This window comes from Actinoplanes palleronii (assembly GCF_016862315.1).
In the GTDB taxonomy this organism is placed as follows: Bacteria; Actinomycetota; Actinomycetes; order Mycobacteriales; family Micromonosporaceae; genus Actinoplanes; species Actinoplanes palleronii.
On the sequence record NZ_BOMS01000147.1, the window covers coordinates 25,045 to 43,614 of the forward strand.

The 18,570-nt window shown below is 71.2% G+C and carries 16 protein-coding genes; 7 read left to right on the forward strand and 9 right to left on the reverse strand.

The genetic code is table 11. The features are described from left to right. Positions 1 to 243: 243 nt before the first annotated feature. The 3 genes from Apa02nite_RS42960 (at position 244) to Apa02nite_RS42970 (ending at position 4,064) form a co-directional block, all read left to right on the forward strand. The gene (locus Apa02nite_RS42960) at positions 244 to 585 is read left to right on the forward strand and encodes a hypothetical protein (protein WP_203830235.1); all 342 of its coding nucleotides are present in this window, start codon (positions 244 to 246) and stop codon (positions 583 to 585) included. 64 nt (positions 586 to 649) lie between these two features. Continuing rightward, positions 650 to 1,045 carry a DUF2750 domain-containing protein gene (locus Apa02nite_RS42965; RefSeq protein ID WP_203830236.1) on the forward strand — a complete coding sequence of 132 codons (396 nt, stop codon included), beginning with the start codon at positions 650 to 652 and terminating at the stop codon, positions 1,043 to 1,045. 247 nt (positions 1,046 to 1,292) lie between these two features. Continuing rightward, on the forward strand, positions 1,293 to 4,064 hold the full coding sequence (locus Apa02nite_RS42970) for a M14 family zinc carboxypeptidase (RefSeq protein WP_239164956.1): 2,772 nt from the start codon (positions 1,293 to 1,295) through the stop codon (positions 4,062 to 4,064). Here the strand turns inward: Apa02nite_RS42970 and Apa02nite_RS42975 are convergent. Continuing rightward, complete coding sequence (locus tag Apa02nite_RS42975; protein WP_203830237.1) at positions 4,015 to 5,016, reverse strand: helix-turn-helix transcriptional regulator; 1,002 nt, start codon at positions 5,014 to 5,016, stop codon at positions 4,015 to 4,017. The genes Apa02nite_RS42970 and Apa02nite_RS42975 overlap by 50 nt on opposite strands. A 97-nt stretch (positions 5,017 to 5,113) precedes the next feature. Here Apa02nite_RS42975 and Apa02nite_RS42980 point away from each other — a divergent pair, with 97 nt between their 5' ends. After that, positions 5,114 to 5,527, forward strand: a complete 414-nt coding sequence (locus Apa02nite_RS42980) for a DUF1761 domain-containing protein (RefSeq protein WP_203830238.1) — start codon at positions 5,114 to 5,116, stop codon at positions 5,525 to 5,527. A 333-nt stretch (positions 5,528 to 5,860) separates the two neighbouring features. Here Apa02nite_RS42980 and Apa02nite_RS42985 read toward each other — a convergent pair whose 3' ends face one another. Together Apa02nite_RS42985 and Apa02nite_RS42990 are read right to left on the reverse strand one after the other, a co-directional pair. After that, positions 5,861 to 6,658 (reverse strand): aldo/keto reductase, encoded by a 798-nt coding sequence (locus Apa02nite_RS42985; RefSeq protein ID WP_203830239.1) that lies wholly within the window; start codon positions 6,656 to 6,658, stop codon positions 5,861 to 5,863. Position 6,659: 1 nt separating this feature from the next. Beyond that, the gene (locus Apa02nite_RS42990; RefSeq protein ID WP_203830240.1) at positions 6,660 to 7,142 is read right to left on the reverse strand and encodes a GNAT family N-acetyltransferase; all 483 of its coding nucleotides are present in this window, start codon (positions 7,140 to 7,142) and stop codon (positions 6,660 to 6,662) included. A 154-nt stretch (positions 7,143 to 7,296) separates the two neighbouring features. Here Apa02nite_RS42990 and Apa02nite_RS42995 point away from each other — a divergent pair, with 154 nt between their 5' ends. After that, positions 7,297 to 7,950 (forward strand): HAD family hydrolase, encoded by a 654-nt coding sequence (locus Apa02nite_RS42995; RefSeq protein WP_203830241.1) that lies wholly within the window; start codon positions 7,297 to 7,299, stop codon positions 7,948 to 7,950. A 78-nt stretch (positions 7,951 to 8,028) separates the two neighbouring features. On the opposite strand, the gene Apa02nite_RS43000 is transcribed toward Apa02nite_RS42995, so the two are convergent. After that, a complete protein-coding gene (locus tag Apa02nite_RS43000; RefSeq protein ID WP_203830242.1) occupies positions 8,029 to 10,317 on the reverse strand; it encodes a tetratricopeptide repeat protein in 2,289 nt (762 codons plus the stop codon). Positions 10,318 to 10,407: 90 nt separating this feature from the next. Beyond that, positions 10,408 to 12,222 (reverse strand): S8 family serine peptidase, encoded by a 1,815-nt coding sequence (locus tag Apa02nite_RS43005; protein WP_203830243.1) that lies wholly within the window; start codon positions 12,220 to 12,222, stop codon positions 10,408 to 10,410. Between the two features lie 257 nt (positions 12,223 to 12,479). Between Apa02nite_RS43005 and Apa02nite_RS43010 the strand changes: the two genes are divergently transcribed. Next, entirely contained in the window at positions 12,480 to 14,342 is a 1,863-nt protein-coding gene (locus Apa02nite_RS43010) for a subtype A tannase (RefSeq protein WP_203830244.1), read from the forward strand. Here Apa02nite_RS43010 and Apa02nite_RS43015 read toward each other — a convergent pair. Then, on the reverse strand, positions 14,320 to 15,201 hold the full coding sequence (locus Apa02nite_RS43015) for a helix-turn-helix transcriptional regulator (RefSeq protein ID WP_203830245.1): 882 nt from the start codon (positions 15,199 to 15,201) through the stop codon (positions 14,320 to 14,322). The genes Apa02nite_RS43010 and Apa02nite_RS43015 overlap by 23 nt on opposite strands. Positions 15,202 to 15,332: 131 nt before the next feature. Between Apa02nite_RS43015 and Apa02nite_RS43020 the strand changes: the two genes are divergently transcribed. Continuing rightward, positions 15,333 to 16,238 (forward strand): oxidoreductase, encoded by a 906-nt coding sequence (locus Apa02nite_RS43020; RefSeq protein WP_203830246.1) that lies wholly within the window; start codon positions 15,333 to 15,335, stop codon positions 16,236 to 16,238. Here Apa02nite_RS43020 and Apa02nite_RS43025 read toward each other — a convergent pair. The 3 genes from Apa02nite_RS43025 to Apa02nite_RS43035 form a co-directional block, all read right to left on the reverse strand. Beyond that, positions 16,225 to 17,211 (reverse strand): SMP-30/gluconolactonase/LRE family protein, encoded by a 987-nt coding sequence (locus Apa02nite_RS43025; protein WP_203830247.1) that lies wholly within the window; start codon positions 17,209 to 17,211, stop codon positions 16,225 to 16,227. The two genes, Apa02nite_RS43020 and Apa02nite_RS43025, sit on opposite strands and share 14 nt — an antisense overlap. A gap of 31 nt (positions 17,212 to 17,242) precedes the next feature. Beyond that, the gene (locus Apa02nite_RS43030) at positions 17,243 to 17,884 is read right to left on the reverse strand and encodes a hypothetical protein (protein ID WP_203830248.1); all 642 of its coding nucleotides are present in this window, start codon (positions 17,882 to 17,884) and stop codon (positions 17,243 to 17,245) included. A gap of 105 nt (positions 17,885 to 17,989) precedes the next feature. After that, a complete protein-coding gene (locus Apa02nite_RS43035) occupies positions 17,990 to 18,553 on the reverse strand; it encodes a TetR/AcrR family transcriptional regulator (RefSeq protein WP_203830249.1) in 564 nt (187 codons plus the stop codon). Between the last annotated feature and the right edge of the window lie 17 nt (positions 18,554 to 18,570).

The window sequence follows — 18,570 nt, forward strand, 5'->3', positions numbered from 1 at the left end:
TCCGGATATCGTGCGACCAGAAAATCCGACCTTTGACCGATCGGCTGCGGCGGGACCAAAACCTGAGCTGCGACCGGATGAAACCTGAAACGACGCGCTAAACCTCACTATAGAGTGACAACGCGCTGGAGTGAGCCGGGCTGCCGTAGGTTGGTGGCTGCGGCTACGCGTCCGCCGTCTTCAGCTGCCCCAGACCCTGGTAGCGCACTCGAATCCGCGCAAGCACTCCAGGGAGAAGAAACCGTGTCCCCCTCCCCTGTCGTCGAGTACGCCGTGCACGGCGTCTGGTCGCACCGCCTGGGTGTGGACGTGGTGGCCGGGCTGCGTGCCCGGTTCGCCGACGCACCGGCCGCCGTCATCATCGACCTGCACGGCATGACCGACGACGACGCCGCGAGCCTCCCGCTGTGGCTGGCCGCCCGCCGGGCCGCCGCCGCGATCCGGCCGACCGTGCCGCTGGCCCTGTGCATGCCGGCCACCACCGTGCTGGAGACCCGGCTGCGGCGGATCGGCGCCGAGCGTCTGCCGATCTTCACCACCATGCCCGAGGCGCGCGCCGCGATGGCCGCGCGGATACCCGCCTGATCCGGCACGCCCCGCCCGGCATACCATCGCCACGGTACGCAAGCATGGGATTAACGGAGGCCACGTGGCACAGGACGACATCTCGCGCGGTGAGGCGGACCGGCTCCGCAAGCTCGACGACGAGGCCCGGGTGGCCAAGACGTTCGAGGTCATCGCCGCCAAGCGCGCGCTGTGGGTCTGGGGCGACGAGGACGAGACGTTGTTCACCGAGGACGGGAAGCGCAACACCCTGCTGCCGATCTGGCCGTACGCGACGGTGGCCCGGCTCGACAACGAGGGCGAGGTCGACGGCGAGCACGCCATCAAGATCTCGGTCGACGTGTTCCTCAAGGAGTGGCTGCCCCAGCTGGCCGAGGACGACGCGGACATCGCGATCTTCCCGGTCGAGGAGGTGCCCGCCGGGGTCGTCACGCTCAGCGACTTCCGCTCGCGGCTGTCGGTCGCGCAGCGCGTGAACTAAGAAGTCGCGCAACGCGTGAACTAGAAACACGGCGAACGCCGGCTGGAACGGGGTATTTCACCCGATCCGGCCGGTGTTCTTTCGTTCCCGTCACCGGGCCACCCGGCCACAGGCATACTTCCCGGGATGAATGTCAGCATTCGTGGTAGTCGATGGGCAAACCGTGCCACACGTTGACCTTCGTGAATTCGACGCCATAGGCTGCTGATCGTTTCGAGTCATTTCCCGGGAAGGGAACGAGGACACGTTGCGACTTCCGCCGAACCGTCTGGCGGGCGCCCTGGCGCTCGTGCTGATCACCGCCATGACCCCGCTGCTGACCGGCACACCGGCCACCGCGACCCCGCCGCCCACCACCTGCGGCGACGACCCCGCCGCCCGCCTGAGCACCGTGCCGGCCCCGGAGGCGTTCCTCGGGTTCCCGCTCGGCGCCGGCCAGCAGCGGGTGGTCACCAACGACGAGATCCAGGGCTATCTGAGCGCGGTGGACCAGTCGTCCGACCGCGTGACCAGCGGCACGATGGGCACCAGCGTGCTCGGCCGGTCGCTGCCGTACGCCGTGGTGACCAGCAGCAGGCAGGCGAAGAAGAGCACCCTTGCCGAGATCGCCGCCGACATCCGTGGCCTGCGGGATCCGCGCTCGCTCAAAGCCGTGAACGCGCGCCGGATCGCCGCTGACAAACCGGCCATCGTCTGGATCGCCGGCAACGTGCACGGCGGCGAGACCAGCGGCGCCGACGCCGCCCTCAAGACCCTGTACGAGCTGGCATCCGGCCTGTCCTGCGCGGTACGCCAGCGTACCGACAACCTGGTCACGGTGATCGTGCCGACCCAGAACCCGGACGGCCGGGACGCGTTGCGCCGGCAGAACGAGTACGGCTTCGACCTGAACCGGGACTGGTTCGCCCGCACCCAGCCGGAGACCGACAGCAAGCTGGAGCTGCTCCGCAAGTTTCCGCCGCAGGTCTTCATCGACGCGCACGAGATGGGCGGGAAGCAGTACTTCTTCCCGCCGAACGCCGACCCGATCCACCACGAGATCGCCGACGAACCGGTCGACTGGATCAACCGGATCGGTGAGGCGAACAAGGCCGGATTCGGCTACCACGGCGCGTGCACGGAGACCGTCACGGACGAGTGCTATTTCAACTACGACACCTACGACCTGTTCTACATGGGTTATGGCGACACCGTTCCGGCGACCGGGTTCGGCGCGGCCGGCATGACGTACGAAAAAGGCAGTGCCTCGGCCGTCCAGGACCGGGTGCAGCAGCAGTTCAACACCCAGTGGGCGACCCTCGGGTGGGCCGCGGCCAACAAGCGTGAGGTGCTGACCAGCTACTACAAGATCTGGTCGGACGCGCTCGCCGAGGGCCGGGCCGGCACGCTCGAACCCAACGAGGTGGTCCAGCCGACGAACGAGGTCCAGTTCCCGGTGCCGGACCTGAAGATCAAGTCGTACTTCCTGATGCCGGACCGGCAGCTCGCCGACGTGCGCAAACTGGTCGAGCGGCTGCGCCGGATGGACGTCGAGGTCTACCGGGTCACGAAGCCGCTGAAGGTGCCCACCGCGCACCTCTTCGGTGGCCGGACCGGTACGAACGTGACAGTGCCGGCCGGCGCGTACTGGATCCCGATGGAGCAGCCGCAGAAGCACTGGATCCAGGCGACCCTGGGCGAGGACCCGTACGTGCCGTTCCCGTACTTCTATGACGTGTCGTCGTGGAGCAACCCGCTGCTGATGGGCATCACCACGATCTACACCGGTGACGCCGTCAAGCCGCGGGCCGAGCGGGTCACGCGGCTCGAAGGCGGCCGCGACGAGGCGGCACGGGGCTCGTACTCGTACCGGGCGGACTCGGCGTCGGCGGCCCAGTTGACGTTCCGGTTGCTCGGCCAGGGTGTCCCGGTCCTCGGTGACGACGATCTGGTCCGGGTGCCGGCCACCGCGGTCACGCCGGCCGTCGACAAGCTCGCCCGGTCATTGGGCGTCACCCTGACCGCCAGTCGCCGGGCTGCCACCGGCACGGCGGTCACCCTGCCGGACGTCGGGCTGTTCCGCGGCACCGGCATCTCCACCACCTCGGGTTCCTACGGCGAGGCGCGGTACGTGCTGGGCAACCAGTGGGGGCTCACCCTCTCCCCGGTGACGACCGCCGACATCAACGACAACACGGCCGCGTTCACCGCCCGTACGGTCCTGCTGGTCCCGGACGGCAGCAACGCGACGGGCGGGCTCACCGCGGCCGGGCAGGCCAACCTGCGGAACTGGATCGCGCAGGGTCACACGTACGTCGGCCTGCGCAACGAGGGCACCCGCCTGGCCCGCGCGGCCGGCCTGACCTCCACCACCGAGAAGCCGAAACCCGCCGACTACCTGGTGATCGGGTCGCACCTGCGGGTGGACGTGCACGACGACAGCCCGGTCGCGGCGGGCCGGCCGGCCGAGGACTTCCAGTTCAACAACGGCGACCCGGTCCTCACCCCGAGCACCACCGGCGCCAACGTCGTCACGTACCCGGCCGACGACACGTTCTGGTACAACGGCTACACCGTGCACGCCGACGTCCTCAAGGGAACGTCGGTGGTGGTGGACGAGCCGACCGGGGCCGGGCGCGCGGTGCTGTTCGCGTTCAACCCGCTGTTCCGGGGTTACAACGAGAACGGGCTGCAACTGGTGGCGAACGCGCTGCTCTACCCGGGGGCGGCACCGGAGGCGCGGCTGGTGGCGCCGAGTGTGGACCCGGCTCGGGCCCGGGCGGCGGACCAGCCCGACCCGCCGAACCTGGGCGGGGAGTGGCGGCCGGGCCGGATCCAGGTGGCGGTGGCTGACCTGGCGCGCACCCAGCAGGTGGTCAGCCGGTACACCGGCACGGCGACGGCCGCGGTGGTCGGCGATTCGGCGTACCTGACCGTTCCGAACCCGGAGGGGCTGCCGATCGACGAACACCCGTACCTGAAAGATCTGATCAGTGACCTGCGGGCGGCCTCGATCCCGCTGAGGTCGGTGGTGGGCTGATCGCGGCCCGGGCGGCCCGGCGGGACAACTGCGCGAACGCTGCGCTCAGTTCCGCCGGGCCGACCACTGCCATCTCCGCGTCGTAGCGGGCGAAGGCGGCGGCCAGTCCCACCCAGGACCAGGAGCCCAGCGTGACCCGGCAGCGGTCCGGGCCGGCCTGCTCGACGAGGCCCTCCCGGGTGTAGGTGGCGATGACGGCCGCCGGCTTGTCCACCAGCACGGTGCCCTGGCACGGCCATCCGCCGTCGGCTTCTTGTGATCCGCGGAACGTGCCGGTGAGGTAGGCCGCGACGTCGCCACCGGGCAAGGAACGCGGAGCGAAACGCGGCCCGTTCGGGGTGCGCAGGCGGATCCGGTCGACCCGGAACGTCCGCCAGTCCGCGCGGTCGAGATCCCAGGCGATCAGATACCAGCGTCCGTCCCGGGTCACCACGTGGTGCGGTTCGGCGCGGCGCGGCGGCCGATCCGCGTCCGCGTCGCCGTAGTCGAACCGCACGACCTCGTGCCCGTGCACCGCCGCGCTCAGCGCCAGCAGCACGTCACCGTCGACCGGGGTGCCGGGCCGTTCGACGGCGGTCACTCGCAGCGCGGCGATCCGGTGCCGCAGCCGCGACGGCATCACCTGCCGGATCGTGTGCAGCGCCCGCTCGGCGGCCTCGGCCAGCCCGTTGCCCGGCGTGGTCGCGGCGATCTGCAACGCCACGGTCAGCGCGACGGCCTGCTCGTCGTCGAAGAGCAGCGGCGGCAGGTCGGCGCCCGCGCTCAGCCGGTACCCGCCGTCCGGGCCCTTGATCGCGACGATCGGATAGCCGAGCTCGCGCAGCCGGTCGACGTCGCGGCGCACGGTCCGCAGGCTGATGTCGAGGCGGTCGGCGAGCAGGGTGCCGGACCAGTCGCGGCGCGTCTGCAACAACGACAGCAGGGCCAGCAGGCGGGCGGAGGTTTTCGGCATGTCCTGGATTCTGCCCGGAGAAGAGGCCACACCCTGGCACCTACTGCTGCGAATCTTCGTCTCGACAGCAACCCCTTGTGAGTACGGAGTCAGCAGCATGTTCGATGTTCTGGGCGATCTGAACTGGTTCGGGATCCTGGCCGGCTTCGTCGCGTTCACCGTGCTCGGCGGCGTGTGGTTCGCGCTGCTGTTCCCCCGCGCCTACAACCTGTCCCTGGGCCGCGACCCCGGCGCCAAGCCGCAAGGCTCGCCGCTGTTCTTCGCCGGCCCACCCCTGACCAGCCTGATCATCACGGTCACCAGCGCGATCCTGATGGCCGCCCTGAAGATCGACACCTACGGCGACGCCCTGCTGTTCGGCCTGATCGTCGGCCTCGGCTACCTGACCGCGAACACGGTCACCATCGCGATCAACCCGAACTTCCCCCGCCCACTGCTCTACGCCACGATCTCCGGCTCCTACAACCTCCTGGGCAGCCTGCTGGTCAGCGCGATCCTGCTGGCGGTCTAGCCGAACCGCCGCTCGGCGCAAGGCAGTCGCCGGCTTCCGGTCAACCCACTGCTCGGCGCGAGGTGGTCCCGGCTTCCGGTCCTATTTGGTACGAATACGGAGCGCCCGCCGCAGGCTACAAGCCACGCCCCGGGCTGGTCTCACGCGACACCGCTGCCACTCCGGACCGTGCCGCGCCTCCCGGCGGTCGGCTGGTGCTCAGGGGTGCCTCAACGGCTTCGAGGCACCCCTGAGCACCAGCCGGGATCCGCAGGCCGTGGCACACATCCCGGCCCCAGCTGGTTCCCAGGGGTGTCACGAGCCGGGCGACACACCGCTGGGAGCCAGCCGGGTTCAGCTCGCCACGTCGTTCAGGGTGGTGAGCTGGGCAGGGGTGAGCTGGAGGGCTTCGGCGGCGAGGTTCTCCTCCAGGTGGTCGAGCCGGGCCGTCCCGGGAATCGGCACGATCACCGGTGACCGGGCGAGCAGCCAGGCCAGCGCCACCTGCGTCGCGGTCGCACCCAGCTCGGCCGCCACCGCCGCGACCACCGACTGCTCCCCCGTCGTACCGAAGGCCACCGGCCGCCACGGCAGGAACATGATCCCGGCCCGCTCACACGCGTCGAGCACCGGTTCGTGCTCGCGGTCGAGCAGGTTGTACCGGTTCTGCACGCTCGCCACGTCGACCAGCCGCCGGGCCTGCTCGAGTTCACCGGCGGTGACCTCGGACAGCCCGATCCGGCCGATCTTGCCCTGCTGCTGCAGTTCACGCAGGGTGCCCAGCTGGTCGGCGAGCGGGGTCTCCGGGTCGATCCGGTGCAGTTGCAGCAGTTCGATCCGGTCGAGCCGGAGCCGGCGCAGGGCCTGCTCGACCTGCTCGCGCAGGACTTCGGGCCGGCCGTCCAGCTTCCACTCCCCCGCCGGGCCGGTGCGGGCCACGCCGACCTTGGTGGTGATCAGCACGCCGTCCGGGTAGGGGTGCAGGGCCTCGGCGACAAGGTGCTCGTTGGCTCCACCGCCGTACAGGAAAGCGGTGTCGATCAGCGGAACACCCAGCTCGACGGCGCGACGGGCCACCGCCACCGACGCCTCCCGACCCGGCCCCGCCTCGGTCACCAGATGCATCGCCCCGAACCCGAGCCGTCGCGTCATGTCATAACTCCCGGTAGTAGACGACGACCGGCAGCGGGGTGCAGCCGAACGTTTCGTACAGGGCGCGGGCCGGCGCGTGGAAGCCATCCCCGCCGGTGCCGATCGTGACGACCTCGGCGCCGAGCTCACGCATCGCGGCGAACGCGTGCTCGCACAGCGCGGTCCCGGTGTGCCGGCGGCGCTGCCCGGCGGCCACGGCGAGGATGGTGACGTCGGCGGTGCGGCGCGCCAGGTCCACCGACCAGGCCACGTACCCGGCGAGCGCGCCTCCGGCCTCGGCCACTGCGACGTACCGGTGCTGGTCCGGATCGTGCAGCCCGGCGACCTGCGTGACGTAGTCGTCGCGCCAGGCACCGTGCTGGTTGGCGAAGACCACCTCACCCACCAGCGGCCGGAAGGAGTCCTCATAGAACGGCCCGAACGTCTCGATGGTCAACGCGGTGAGCCGGGCGAGATCGGACGGGACGAAAGAACGGATACGCATGGAAGTGCCTCGCAAGCGGAGTCTCTGAAAGCCGACAGAAAAGGCGTCAGGTGGGCGCGGCGGTGAGCCGACCCTCAGCTGCGGGTCCGCCAAGCGGCGAAGGCACTCATGCCGAAAGCCTACGAGCCACCGCAACCGCATTAGGATCCCCGCCATGTATCGCGCGGTGCTCCTCGATGTCTACGGCACGCTGGTGCACGACGACGAGGCCGAAGTGTCCGCGGTCGCCGCGGTGGTCGCCGGGCTGGCCGGGGTGGAGCCGGACGTCGTCGAGCGGGAGTGGAGCACGCGCATCTGGGCGATGGCCGACACCGCGCACGGTGACGGTTTCCGCAGCCTGGCCGACCTCACCACCGCGAGCCTGACCCAGACCGCGGAGCATTTCGGCGTAGAAATCGACGCCGCGCAGGTCACCCGGGAGCAGACGGCGTTCTGGCGCACCACCCCGCTGTTCGCCGACGCCCTCCCGTTCCTGGCCGCCGTGCCGGTGCCGGTGTGCCTGGTCTCCGACGCCGACCGCGGCGACCTGGACGCCGTCCTGCACCGGCACGGCATCACCGTGGCCGGCGTGGTGACCAGCGAGGACGCCCGCGCCTACAAGCCCCGCCCGGAACCGTTCCGGCTGGCGCTGCGACAGCTCAGCCTCGCCGCCACCGACGTGATCCACGTCGGCGACTCGGTGACCAGCGACATCGGCGGAGCGGCCGCGCTGGGCATCGCCTCCGCGCACCTGGACCGGTCCGGAAGCCGCACCACCGCGCACTCTCTCGCCACGCTGACCGATCTTCTCCCGCTGTTCGCCGCCTGACTCCGGCTGGTGCTCAGGGGTGCCTCAAAGCCGTCGAGACAACCCCCAGCACCAGCCGGGGTCAATGACCATGCTGGCCTACGCGACCGTGTCCAGCGCGGCGAGCCGCTCGCGGAGTCCGGCCGCCCCGGGATGATCCATGGCCTCGAGGATGGTCAGGCCGTGCCGCCAGGTTCCGGCAGCGGCGGTGTGGTCGGCAACCGCGGCGTACGCGTCGCCGAGCCGCACCGCCATGTCCGCCTCGTTGTAGCGGTCGCCCAGGTCGGCGTGCAGCCGCATCCCCTCGCGGTAGTGCTCGACGGCCAGTTCGTGACGGCCGAGCGCCTGGTGGGCCACGCCGAGGGTGTCCAGCGTGGCGGAGAGCCCGACCCGGTGCCCGATGGCGCGTTGCAACTGCGCCGCCTCCCCGCAGCGCTCCAGCGTGACCTCGTACCCGCCCTGTTCGGCGTGGAGATGTCCGATCATGTTCAGAGCCAGGCCCAGCACGACCGGGTCGCCGGCGCGGCGGGCCAGGGCGACGGCCCGTTCACCGTTGTCGAGGGCCTGGGGCCAGTCGTCGCGGAGGCTGTGGGCCCAGGCCGTCAGGTAGAGCGTGGTCGCGGCATCGGCGAGATCGTCCAGCGACAGGTACAGGTCGAGGGCCCGGGCCAGGTGGCCGAGCGCGTCGCCCGGCCGGTCCAGGCGGATGCAGCCGTTCGCGAGAACCCGATGGGAGAACGCTCGGGCGGCGGGATCGTCCAGGCGTTCCGCTGCTTCGAGCGCGGTGGCCTGCACGGCGGCCCAGTCCGTCAGGCTGCCGTTGCGGTCGAGGAACTCTCCGATGCCCCAGGCGAGCTGCCACGTTCGGCGGTCCGCCCCGACCTGCGCCGCGAGCCGGAGGACGGCGAGCAGGACCTGGTGCTCGTCGCGGAACCAGGCCATGGCGTGCGCCTCGTCGTGAAAGGGCGCCACAGTGCCGGGCGGGTCACCCATGCCCAGCGGGATCGGCTTACGCAGGGGGTTGATCGTGGTGGCTGCTGTGCACGCCGCGTACACGACATGGTCGATCAGGCGGTCCTGCGCCGCCAGGCGGGCGGCCTGCGGATCGGCCTCGGCGACCAGTTCCGCGGCGTAGGCGCGCAGCAGGTCGTGGGCGACATACCTGCCGGGGCGGTGCTCGGTGAGCAGCTGGGCGCGGGCGAGTCCGTCGAGGATGGCGCCGGCCTCGCCCGGCGTCGTCCCGGCCAGGGCTGCCGCGGCCCGATCGGACACGTCGGCACCGGGGTGCAGCCCGAGCAGCCGGAACATCCGTCGGCTGATCTCCGGGAGCAGCCGGTAGGAGCACGAGAACGCGGTCCGGACATCGGTGTTCACGTCGTCGCTGCGCAGCGCGGTGAGTCCACCGGCCGCCTGATCCAACTGCGTGGCGATCTCCGCGAGGGGAAAGCCCGGGTGGATGGTGGCCCGCGCGGCGACCAGGGCGAGGGCGAGCGGCAGGCCACCGCAGGCCGCGAGGATGCGCTCGACCGCGGTGTCGTCGCGGGCGATCCGGGCCGCACCGAGCCTGCGGGTCAGCAGGTCACGACCGTCCTGATCATTGAACGGCTGCAGTGTCAGCGACTGCGCGCCCTCCGCCACGATCAGGCCGGTCAGGTGGTTGCGGCTGGTCAGCACGCAGTGGCAGCCCGCCGGCGGCAACAGCGGCCGGGCCTGGCCGGCGTCGGCGACGTTGTCCAGCACGATCAGCACCCGCCGGCCACTGAGCATCGTGCGATACATCCGTTCTTGAGCTTCCAGGGTCGCCGGGAGGTGTTCGGCGGGCACCCCGAGCGAACCCAGAAGATGATGCAGGGCCTCGCTCACGCCGACCGCGCCGGCGGGATGGAACCCGCGGAGGTTCAGGTACAACTGACCGTCCGGGAACCGGTCGGCGGCGTGGTGCGCCCAGTGCAACGCCAGGGTCGTCTTGCCGACGCCCGCCATCCCGCTGATCACCACGGGGCGCCGGTCGGGCAGCATCGCGTCCAGACGGGACAGTTCGGTCGTGCGGGCGGCGAACGTCCCGGCCGGCGCGGGAAGTTCCCGGGGCACCGCCTCGCGTGTCGCGCTCCCCGGACGGCGCTGCTCCTCCAACCGGTCCCGGACCGTAGCGAACACACCCTGTTCCGCGGCGGTGGCACCGAGCAGCCGGATGAGGACGTCGAACCGGTCGGTCGGCGGCAGCACCCGCCCGGCCAGGTATTCCCCGACGATCCCGTGTGACCATCCGGTCTGCTCGGCAACCTGACGGTAGGTCAGTTCCTTCGCACCGGCATGCCGTGCCTGACGACGCCGCAGACGCCGGAGCAACTGTCCGAGTTCCGCCACGGTGGTGATGTCGGCCGGCACCTCAAACCCTTCGTCCGCACCCGGCCACGAGACCGGGCCGGAGCCGTGACGTTACCCGCCGGCTCCGGCCCGCATCGGCCCGAACTCCCGTCAGCGCTTCCAGGTGCGTGCGGCGGTGGTCGTGACGTTGCCGAGCTTGTCCACCGCGCGGACCCGTACGGTCATCGTCCTGCCGTATCTCGCGACCTTGATCTTGAGGGTCCACGGGGCCTTCGCGTCCCTGACCACGACCTTGCCATTGATCAGCACCTCGACGCGGGCGACGCCGGCCGGGTCGGTGGCGGCGACCTTGACGGTGACCGTGCCACGCACCTTCGCCCCGGAGCGCGGGGCCTTACTGATCCGCACCGACGGGCCACGGTTGTCGGCGATCACCTTGCGGTCGTAGCGGGACTGGTTGCCGGCCCGATCGGACACCCGCCACTGCAGGGCGACCGTACGGTTGAGCTTGCCGCTGTTGTACCGCACCGCGTACGGCGCCGTGGTGTCACGTCCGACGTACCGGCCGTCGGCGTACAGATCGGCGTGGGCCACGCCGCTGCCGGTGTCGGACACGCCGGTGGCCTGCACGGTGACGGTGCCGCGGAACCGGGCCGACTGCCGCGGGGAGGTGCCGGTGATCCGCGGCGCGGTCGTGTCCACGCCTGACACCGCCCGCCCCGCGCGGATCTCGCCGAACTGGGTGAAGCCCGTCGTCGGGGTGGCCTTGGCGCTACCCGTCAAGCTCTGCACCAGGGCCGTGTTGGTCGCCCGGGGATGCCTGGACTTCATCAGCGCGATCGTTCCGGCCACCAGTGGCGCCGACGCCGAGGTGCCGCAGAAGTTCGCATAACCCCCGCTGGCCAGGTCCGCGGCGAGCGTGCACCACGGCGCGGCGACGTCCACCCACTCCGGCCCGTAGTTCGATCCGTAGATCTCGTAGGTGTACGGGTCGAACGTCAGGAAGATGTCGCTCGTCTCGTCGGTGCCACCGACCGCGATCACTCCCGGGTAGGCGGCCGGGTAGCGCGGCGTCCGCACCGCGTTGTTGCCCGCCGACGCGACCACCAGGGCGCCCTTGCGCTGTGCGTACGCCACGGCGTCGCGCAGCACGGTGAGGTTCTGCGGGGTGCCCAGCGACGCATTGATGATCTTCGCCCCCTGGTCGGCCGCGTAGACGATGCCCGCCGCGGTGGTGGCGATGCTGCCGTCGCCCGACGCGCCGAGGACCTTCACCGGCAGGATCCGGCAGGCCCAGCAGGTGCCGGCGATACCCGCCCCGTTGTTGCCCCGGGCCGCGATGAGCGACGCCACCGCGGTGCCGTGACCGCTCTCGTCGTTGGCGACCGCGTCGTTGTTCACGAAGTCGTGGCCGCCGATGACCGCCCCGGCCAGATCGCCGATCGCGTCGACCCCGCCGTCGATCACCGCCACGGTCACCGCCGCACCGGTGGTGAGGCTCCACGCGTCCGGCACGGTGATCTGCCGCAACTCGCCCTGGTCCGACCAGCGCGGGTCGTTCGGCACCACCGCGTCGGCCCGCACCCCGGTGTCCACCTCCACGTAGGCGACCCCCGGCGACGCCCGCAACGTGGCCGTCACCGCCGCACTGCGCGACCGTGCCACGCTCACCGTCTGCGCGCCCAGCTTCGCCAGCGGTGCGCTGCCGTCGGCACGCACCCCGGCCGCACCGAGGTCGCGGGTCGCCGTGGCCGCGCTCACCCCGTCGTCGAAACCGACGACGAGCCGGACCGTGTCGCCGTCGCCCGGCTCGGCGGCGGGCGCCACCGGCCGGACCACCCCCGGTCCGCTGGCGGTGACCTGCCGCTTGCGGCTCTCGACGTCGTTCTGTTCCTTCGCGTACGCCTGTCCCGGCACCGTCCCCAGAGTCAGCAGTACCACTGCCCCGGTCAGCCCGGTTACCACCCGGCGAATCCTGTTGCCTCGCACGAACCATCCCCCATCGCCAGCCTGTCTGCGAGCGGACGCTAACGGGACGGCATCGACCGGCACCCGTGTTATCGGCCGGGGTTGGACAGCATTGGACAACGGGCGGGCACGGCGTGGCGGCTGCCTACTACTGCAGTGGTAGTTGCGGTGGCTGCTGTCGGTGGACGACACCGGCTTGCCGATTCGGCACGCTTTGAGCAAGCCCGGATGGTCAGCGAGAGAAGGAAACACTCATGGAACTGCGCAGGCGAACGCTTCTTCAGGGGGCCATGGCCACCTCGGCGGTCAGCGTCCTGGGTCTGGCGGCGTGCACCAGCTCGGACGACAACGCGTCGCCGGACAGTTCCGCCGCACCCGCGGGCACCGGGTCGCTGGCCTTCAGCGGCAGCGCCTGGAGCTATGACGAGACGAACGACGTCTACTACCAGATCGGCCGGTCCTACCTGGCCAAGCCCGCCGCCACCGATTATGAGACGCTCGCGGTCTTCGTCCCGGGGGCTTACTTCAAGGGCACAAAAAACAGCGACGGTACGTACACGGCCGCGATCGACAGCTCCGGGAAGGTCGGCGACTTCACCGCGAGCACGGCCCCGATCGTCTTCCCGGTGAACACGCCGGGCTACGCCGCGCAGAAGCCGCTGACCGAGTACAGCTACGACGACGTCGCGGCCTACCTGAAGGTCGGCTACGTCTACGTGCACCCGGGCCTGCGCGGCAAGGACAGCAACGGCACCGGGTACGCCGGCAACGCGCCGTGGGGTGTCACCGACCTGAAAGCCGCCGTGCGCTACGTGCGCTACAACGCCGCACTGATCCCGGGCAGCAAGGACCGGATGGTGGTGTTCGGGATGAGCGGCGGCGGGGCGCAGAGCGCGGTGATGGGCGCGTCCGGCGACAGCGAGCTGTACACGCCGTACCTGGAGAGCCTGGGCGCGGCGATGACCGACGCGAGCGGCAAGACCATCAGCGACGCGGTGGCCGGCGCGATGTGCTGGTGCCCGATCACCAGCCTGGACTACGCGAACGCGTCGTACGAGTGGAACATCGGCCAGTTCGCCGACACCGACACCCGGGCGGCCGGCACCTGGACGCAGAGCTACTCGACCGAGCTGGCCAAGGCGTTCGCGGCACACCAGAACAAGCTGGCCCTGAAGGACGCGTCCGGCACAACGCTCTCCCTGGACAAGTCCAGCACCGGCGTCTACCTGGGCGGCAGCTACTACGACCACCTGGTCTCGGTGGTCAACGAGTCGCTGAACAACTTCCTCACCGACACGACGTTCCCCTACACCCCGTCGAACTCGTTCATGGCCGGCATGACCGGCGGCGGAGCGCCCGGCGGCGGCGGATTCCCGGGCGGTGCGGGCATGCCGAGCGGCGGGCCGGGCGGAGCGGGTATGCCCAGCGGCGCACCGGGCGGCGGCATGCCCGGCGGCGCGCAAGGCGGTGGGCAGGCGACCGACACCACCACCTACAAGACGGTCGAGGAGTACTTCACTCACCTGAACAAAACCGGTCAGTGGGTCACCTACGACAAGGCCTCCAACACCGCGAAGGTGACCAGCCTGGCCGGCTTCGCCAAGAGCCAGAAGCCGCCGACCAAGGCGGTCGGCGCGTTCGACGGCCCGGACCGGACCGTCGGCGAGAACGTGGTGTTCGGCAGCGGCACCGACGGGCTGCACTTCTCGCCGGTCGCCGAGCAGGTCATCGCGGCCAACGAGACCGCTTTCGCGAAGCTCTCCGGCTGGACGGACGACTTCGCCGCGACCGCCTACACCGGTGACTTCGCGAAGACCGACGCGGTCGGCAAGGACGTCACCTACCGGGTCAACATGTACAGCCCGCTCTACTACCTGAACAGCATCTACGCCGGTTACCAGAAGGCGACCGTCGCACCGCACTGGCGGATCCGCACCGGCATCATGCAGGGCGACACCGCGAACGCGACCGAGGTCAACCTGGCCCTGGCGCTGCAGAACTACGGCAGCGAGGTGGACTTCGCCACCGTCTGGGGCCTGGGCCACACGATGGCCGAGCGCACCGGCGAGGCCACCGCGAACTTCATCGCCTGGGTCACCGAGACGGTCGCGAAGTAACCGCCGACGCCGAGCGGGTCGCGTGCAGCGCGGCGAGCAGCTGCAGGCGGTCCGCGTCGGCGCTGCCCGGCTCGGTGGTGAAGACCAGCAGAACCGGGCCCGGGTTGCCGGGCAGCGGGTAGGTGTCCCAGTCCAGGGTGATGTCGCCGGCCGCCGGGATCCGGAAGGTCTTGGTGCCGCTGACCGACACCCGCACGTCGTGCCGGGCCCACAGCCGGCGGAACTCGGGGCTGCGGATGCTCAGCTCGCCGACGATCGCGGTGGCCCGCGGGTGGGTCGGGTCGGCGGCGACGGCGGCGCGCATCAGGCCGATGTAGTCGAGGGCCTGGCCCTCCCAGTCCGGGCAGCTCCGCTCGGCGGTGCGGGTGTCGTCGAAGAGCAGCAGGAGCATGTTGAGCCGGTCCGGCGGGACGTCGCGCGGGTCGCCGAGCAGGGCCTCCGCCATCGAGTTCCAGGCGAGCAGGTCGAGGTGCCGGCCGAGCACGACCGCCGGGGTGTCCATCACCCGCAGCAGCCGCCGGGTGCTCGCCGGGACGTGTTCCGGGCCGCGGTCCGGCTGCTCGGGCATCGGCCGGCGGGCCGCGTGGGCCAGCGCGAACAGGTGCCGGCGCTCGTCGCCGTCGAGCACGAGCGCGCCGGCCAGGGCGTCCAGCACGTCGTCCGACGGGCGCACCTCCCGGCCCTGCTCCATCCGCTGGTAGTAGTCGGTACTCAGCCCGGCCAGCAGGGCCAGTTCCTCGCGCCGCAGCCCGGTCACCTTGCGCCGGCCGCCCGGCTCCAGGCCGACGTCGCGCGGGCTGAGCCGGCTGCGCCGGGCACGCAGGAAATCGCCGAGCTCCCGGGCGTACGGATGGGTCATTCCGCAAGTGTGCCGCCTGCCCGGACCGGCACGGTAGGTCTCGCAGACCTAGGCAACGAAGTGCGACCGAACCCGCTCCCGCAGCTCCTACCGTCGTCGGCGTAGCGCACCGACACACCTTGGAGCAGCAGATGACCGGATGGACCGCCGACCGCATCCCCGACCAGCACGGCCGGGTCGCCGTGGTGACCGGCGCCAACTCGGGTCTCGGCCTGGTCACCGCGACCGAGCTGGCCCGGCACGGCGCCCACGTGGTGCTCGCCGTCCGCAACACCGCCGCCGGGCAGGACGCCGCCCGGCGGATCGGCGGGGACGTCGAGGTCCGCGAGCTGGACCTGGCGTCGCTCGCCTCGGTACGCGCCTTCGCGGCGACGCTGGCCGCCGACCACCCGGCGATCGACCTGCTGGTCAACAACGCCGGGCTGGTGCTGCTCGGCCCGCGCCGGGTCACCGCTGACGGCTTCGAGCTGCACCTCGGCACGAACATGCTGGGCCACTTCGCGCTGACCGGCCTGCTGCTCGACGCGCTGGCCGCCGCGCCGAAGCCGCGGGTGGTCAGCCTCAGCTCGATCACCCACAAGAGCGCGCACCTGGACTTCGGCGACCTGATGATGGAGCGGAACTACAAACCCAGTCCCGCGTACGGCCGGTCCAAGCTCGCCACCACGCTCTTCGGTCTGGAGCTGGACCGCCGGCTGCGCGCCACCGGCTCACCGATCGTCAGCACCCTGGCGCACCCGGGGCTGACCCGCACCAACCTGACGCCGCGGGCCTGGGAGCACAAGGGCCGGCTCGGTCGGGCGATCGCGACGGTCGGGCTGCTGGCCACCCAGTCGGTCGAGCAGGGCACGCTGCCGCAGCTGCGCGCCGCGACCGACCCGGCCGTGGTCGGTGGCCAGTTCTTCGGGCCGGCCGGGCTCGGCGAGACCCGTGGCCGGGTCACCGAGGCGAAGCTCAGCCGGGAGGCCGCCGACCCGGCCGTCGCCACGCGGCTCTGGGCCGCCGCGCAGGAGCTGACCGGGGTCAGGTACCTCTGACCAGTACGGCGACGTCGTCCTCGGTCAGGCTGCCGAGCACCAGCACCCCGTCGCGTTCGGCGACCGAGGTGACGAACCCGTACGAGCCGTCGGCGACCCGCAGGTCGTGGACCCGGCTGCCGTCCAGGTCGAAGGCCATCACCCAGGCGATCGGCACCGGCTGGGGGCGCAGCGCGGCGGGCAGGTTCCAGACCAGCAGGCGCAGGAACCCGGGCAGTGGCAGCAGCCGATCGAGCAGGGTGTTGCGGGGTGCCGCGATCGCCACCCAGACCAGCCCGTCACCGCCGAGCCACATGTTGTCCGGGAAGCCGGGCAGGTTGCCGACCAGGGTCTCGGTGTCGCCGGCCCGGGAGCCGGTCAGCCAGTGCCGTTGCACGCGATAGCCGGTGGTCTCCGCGACCAGCAGGTACGACTCGTCCGGCGCCAGCACCAGCCCGTTGGCGAACTTCAGCCCGCTGAGCACGGTGGTGACCGCGCCGTCCGGGTCCCGGCGCAGCAGCCGGCCGGTGTTCGAGTGTTCGAAGACGTCGCCGAGGTGCTGGTCGAGGTGCCACTGCGACGTCGAGGTGGTGAACCAGATCGTGCCGTCGAGCCCCTGGACCACGTTGCTGGCGAAGGTGAGCGGCTCGCCGTCCACGGTGTCCACGAGCACCTCGACGGAGCCGTCCGGCCGCACCTCGAGGAGGCCGCGATCGTGGTCGCAGACCAGGACCCCGCCGTCGGGCCGCGGGTGCAGTCCGAGCGGGCGGCCGCCGGTCTCGGCCAGCACGGTGCGGTCACCGGTGGCCGGGTCGATCCGGACGATGCGCCCGTCCGCCGTACCCGTGATGATCTTGCCCTGGTCGTCGAAGACGACGTCTTCCGGGCCGTGCCCGCCGGTCGGCAGCCGCCGCACCGCCAGCGGTCCGGTCGGTCCCGGATCGGTGACGGCGGGCGGGCTCCAGCGGCGCGGATGGATCAGGCGGCGGGTCATGCCATCGAGTCTTCCCTATGCCGATGCGGGATCAGGTGGTGGCGATCTCGTTGGCCTTCGCCCGCACGGTCAGTTTCTTCGTCTTGGTGCCGTCCGGGCCGGTCGCGGTGAGCAGGTAGGTGTGTGTCGCGTAGCTGCCCGGCTCGGCGTCGCCGCACGGGAAGTTCAGGCTGACCGAGTCCTTGGTGCCGTACGTGTCGTAGATGCCGGGGCCGTCGACCGAGATCGTGGTCGACTCGGCGTGGCTGACCTTCCACTCCAGGACCACCGGGTCGCCCTCGTACTTGACCTGATCGGTTCCGGACGGGCAGGACGGCTTCGACGCGACCCGGAAGTAGGAGATCGACGGGCCGGTCGGCTCCGAGGTGGTCGGCGCGGTCGAGGTGGACGTCTTGTGGGTGGAGATCACCTTCGGGGTGTGCGCGCCGGACGACGGCTCCGGCGACTCCGAGGACTGCGGGTCGGCCAGGTCGGAGGACTCGACGGAAGGTTCATCGGCCGGGGCGGAGGCGTCGGCCGAGGTGGCCGGGCCGGGCAGGGAGCCGGTGCCGGTGACGCGGTTGTGGGAAAGGGCGTATCCGGCCGCCACGGCGAGGATCACCAGGGCGAGCAGAACCGTGATGAACCAGCGGCGTCGCGCCGCTGCCGATGACGTGGCGTCCTGAGCCGACACGGGTGTCCTCCCTGATGGGGCGGTATCTTTCGGCGAACTGTACGAGCGCCGATCACCCCGCGGTACCACCGTCCGGCCGTCCTGGCACGAAGCCGGTACCGGATCTCAGACGGGACTTATCTCGGCGCGGAGCACTCCCAGGCAGTCTTCGATGATCGCGGCGAGCGGCCGGTCCTCGTCGAGCCACTCGGTGACCGCCACGAACAGCAGCGTCACAGTGGACTCGGCGATCAGCGCCGCGCGCACGCTCCCGAGCCCGCGCGCCACGAACCCGGCCCGGATCGCCTCGGCGAGCGCGGCCCGTTTGCGCAGCTCCCGCTCCTGCAGCCCCTCGTCGGTGCCGACGATCTCGCGCCGGGCCCGCACCGCGGCCTTGCGCGGCTCGAACCGGGTCTCGGCCACGGCCCGCAGACCGTCGAGCACGATCGTCAGGGGCGCCGCGTCGGCCGGGGCGTCGGCCAGGAACTCCGCGGCCATGGCGGGCACCTCGGCGTCGCCGGCGAACAGCACCTCCCGCTTGTCGGCGAAGTGCCGGAAGAACGTCCGCGTGGTCAGCCCGGCCCGGGCGGTGATCTCCGGAACCGTCGTCGCGGCGAAGCCCTGCTCGGCGAAGAGCTCGAGTGCCGCCTGCTGCAAGCGTTCCCGGGCGTCCGGTTGCCATCGCGCCATGACACCAGACTAGTGAT

Bases quoted from the DNA above. Each gene is read 5' to 3' on its own strand.
- Apa02nite_RS42975 (WP_203830237.1), bottom strand. From the start codon at position 5,016: ATGCCGAAAACCTCCGCCCGCCTGCTGGCCCTGCTGTCGTTGTTGCAG.
- Apa02nite_RS42980 (WP_203830238.1), top strand. From the start codon at position 5,114: ATGTTCGATGTTCTGGGCGATCTGAACTGGTTCGGGATCCTGGCCGGC.
- Apa02nite_RS42985 (WP_203830239.1), bottom strand. From the start codon at position 6,658: ATGACGCGACGGCTCGGGTTCGGGGCGATGCATCTGGTGACCGAGGCG.
- Apa02nite_RS42990 (WP_203830240.1), bottom strand. From the start codon at position 7,142: ATGCGTATCCGTTCTTTCGTCCCGTCCGATCTCGCCCGGCTCACCGCG.
- Apa02nite_RS42995 (WP_203830241.1), top strand. From the start codon at position 7,297: ATGTATCGCGCGGTGCTCCTCGATGTCTACGGCACGCTGGTGCACGAC.
- Apa02nite_RS43010 (WP_203830244.1), top strand. From the start codon at position 12,480: ATGGAACTGCGCAGGCGAACGCTTCTTCAGGGGGCCATGGCCACCTCG.
- Apa02nite_RS43015 (WP_203830245.1), bottom strand. From the start codon at position 15,201: ATGACCCATCCGTACGCCCGGGAGCTCGGCGATTTCCTGCGTGCCCGG.
- Apa02nite_RS43020 (WP_203830246.1), top strand. From the start codon at position 15,333: ATGACCGGATGGACCGCCGACCGCATCCCCGACCAGCACGGCCGGGTC.
- Apa02nite_RS43025 (WP_203830247.1), bottom strand. From the start codon at position 17,211: ATGACCCGCCGCCTGATCCATCCGCGCCGCTGGAGCCCGCCCGCCGTC.
- Apa02nite_RS43035 (WP_203830249.1), bottom strand. From the start codon at position 18,553: ATGGCGCGATGGCAACCGGACGCCCGGGAACGCTTGCAGCAGGCGGCA.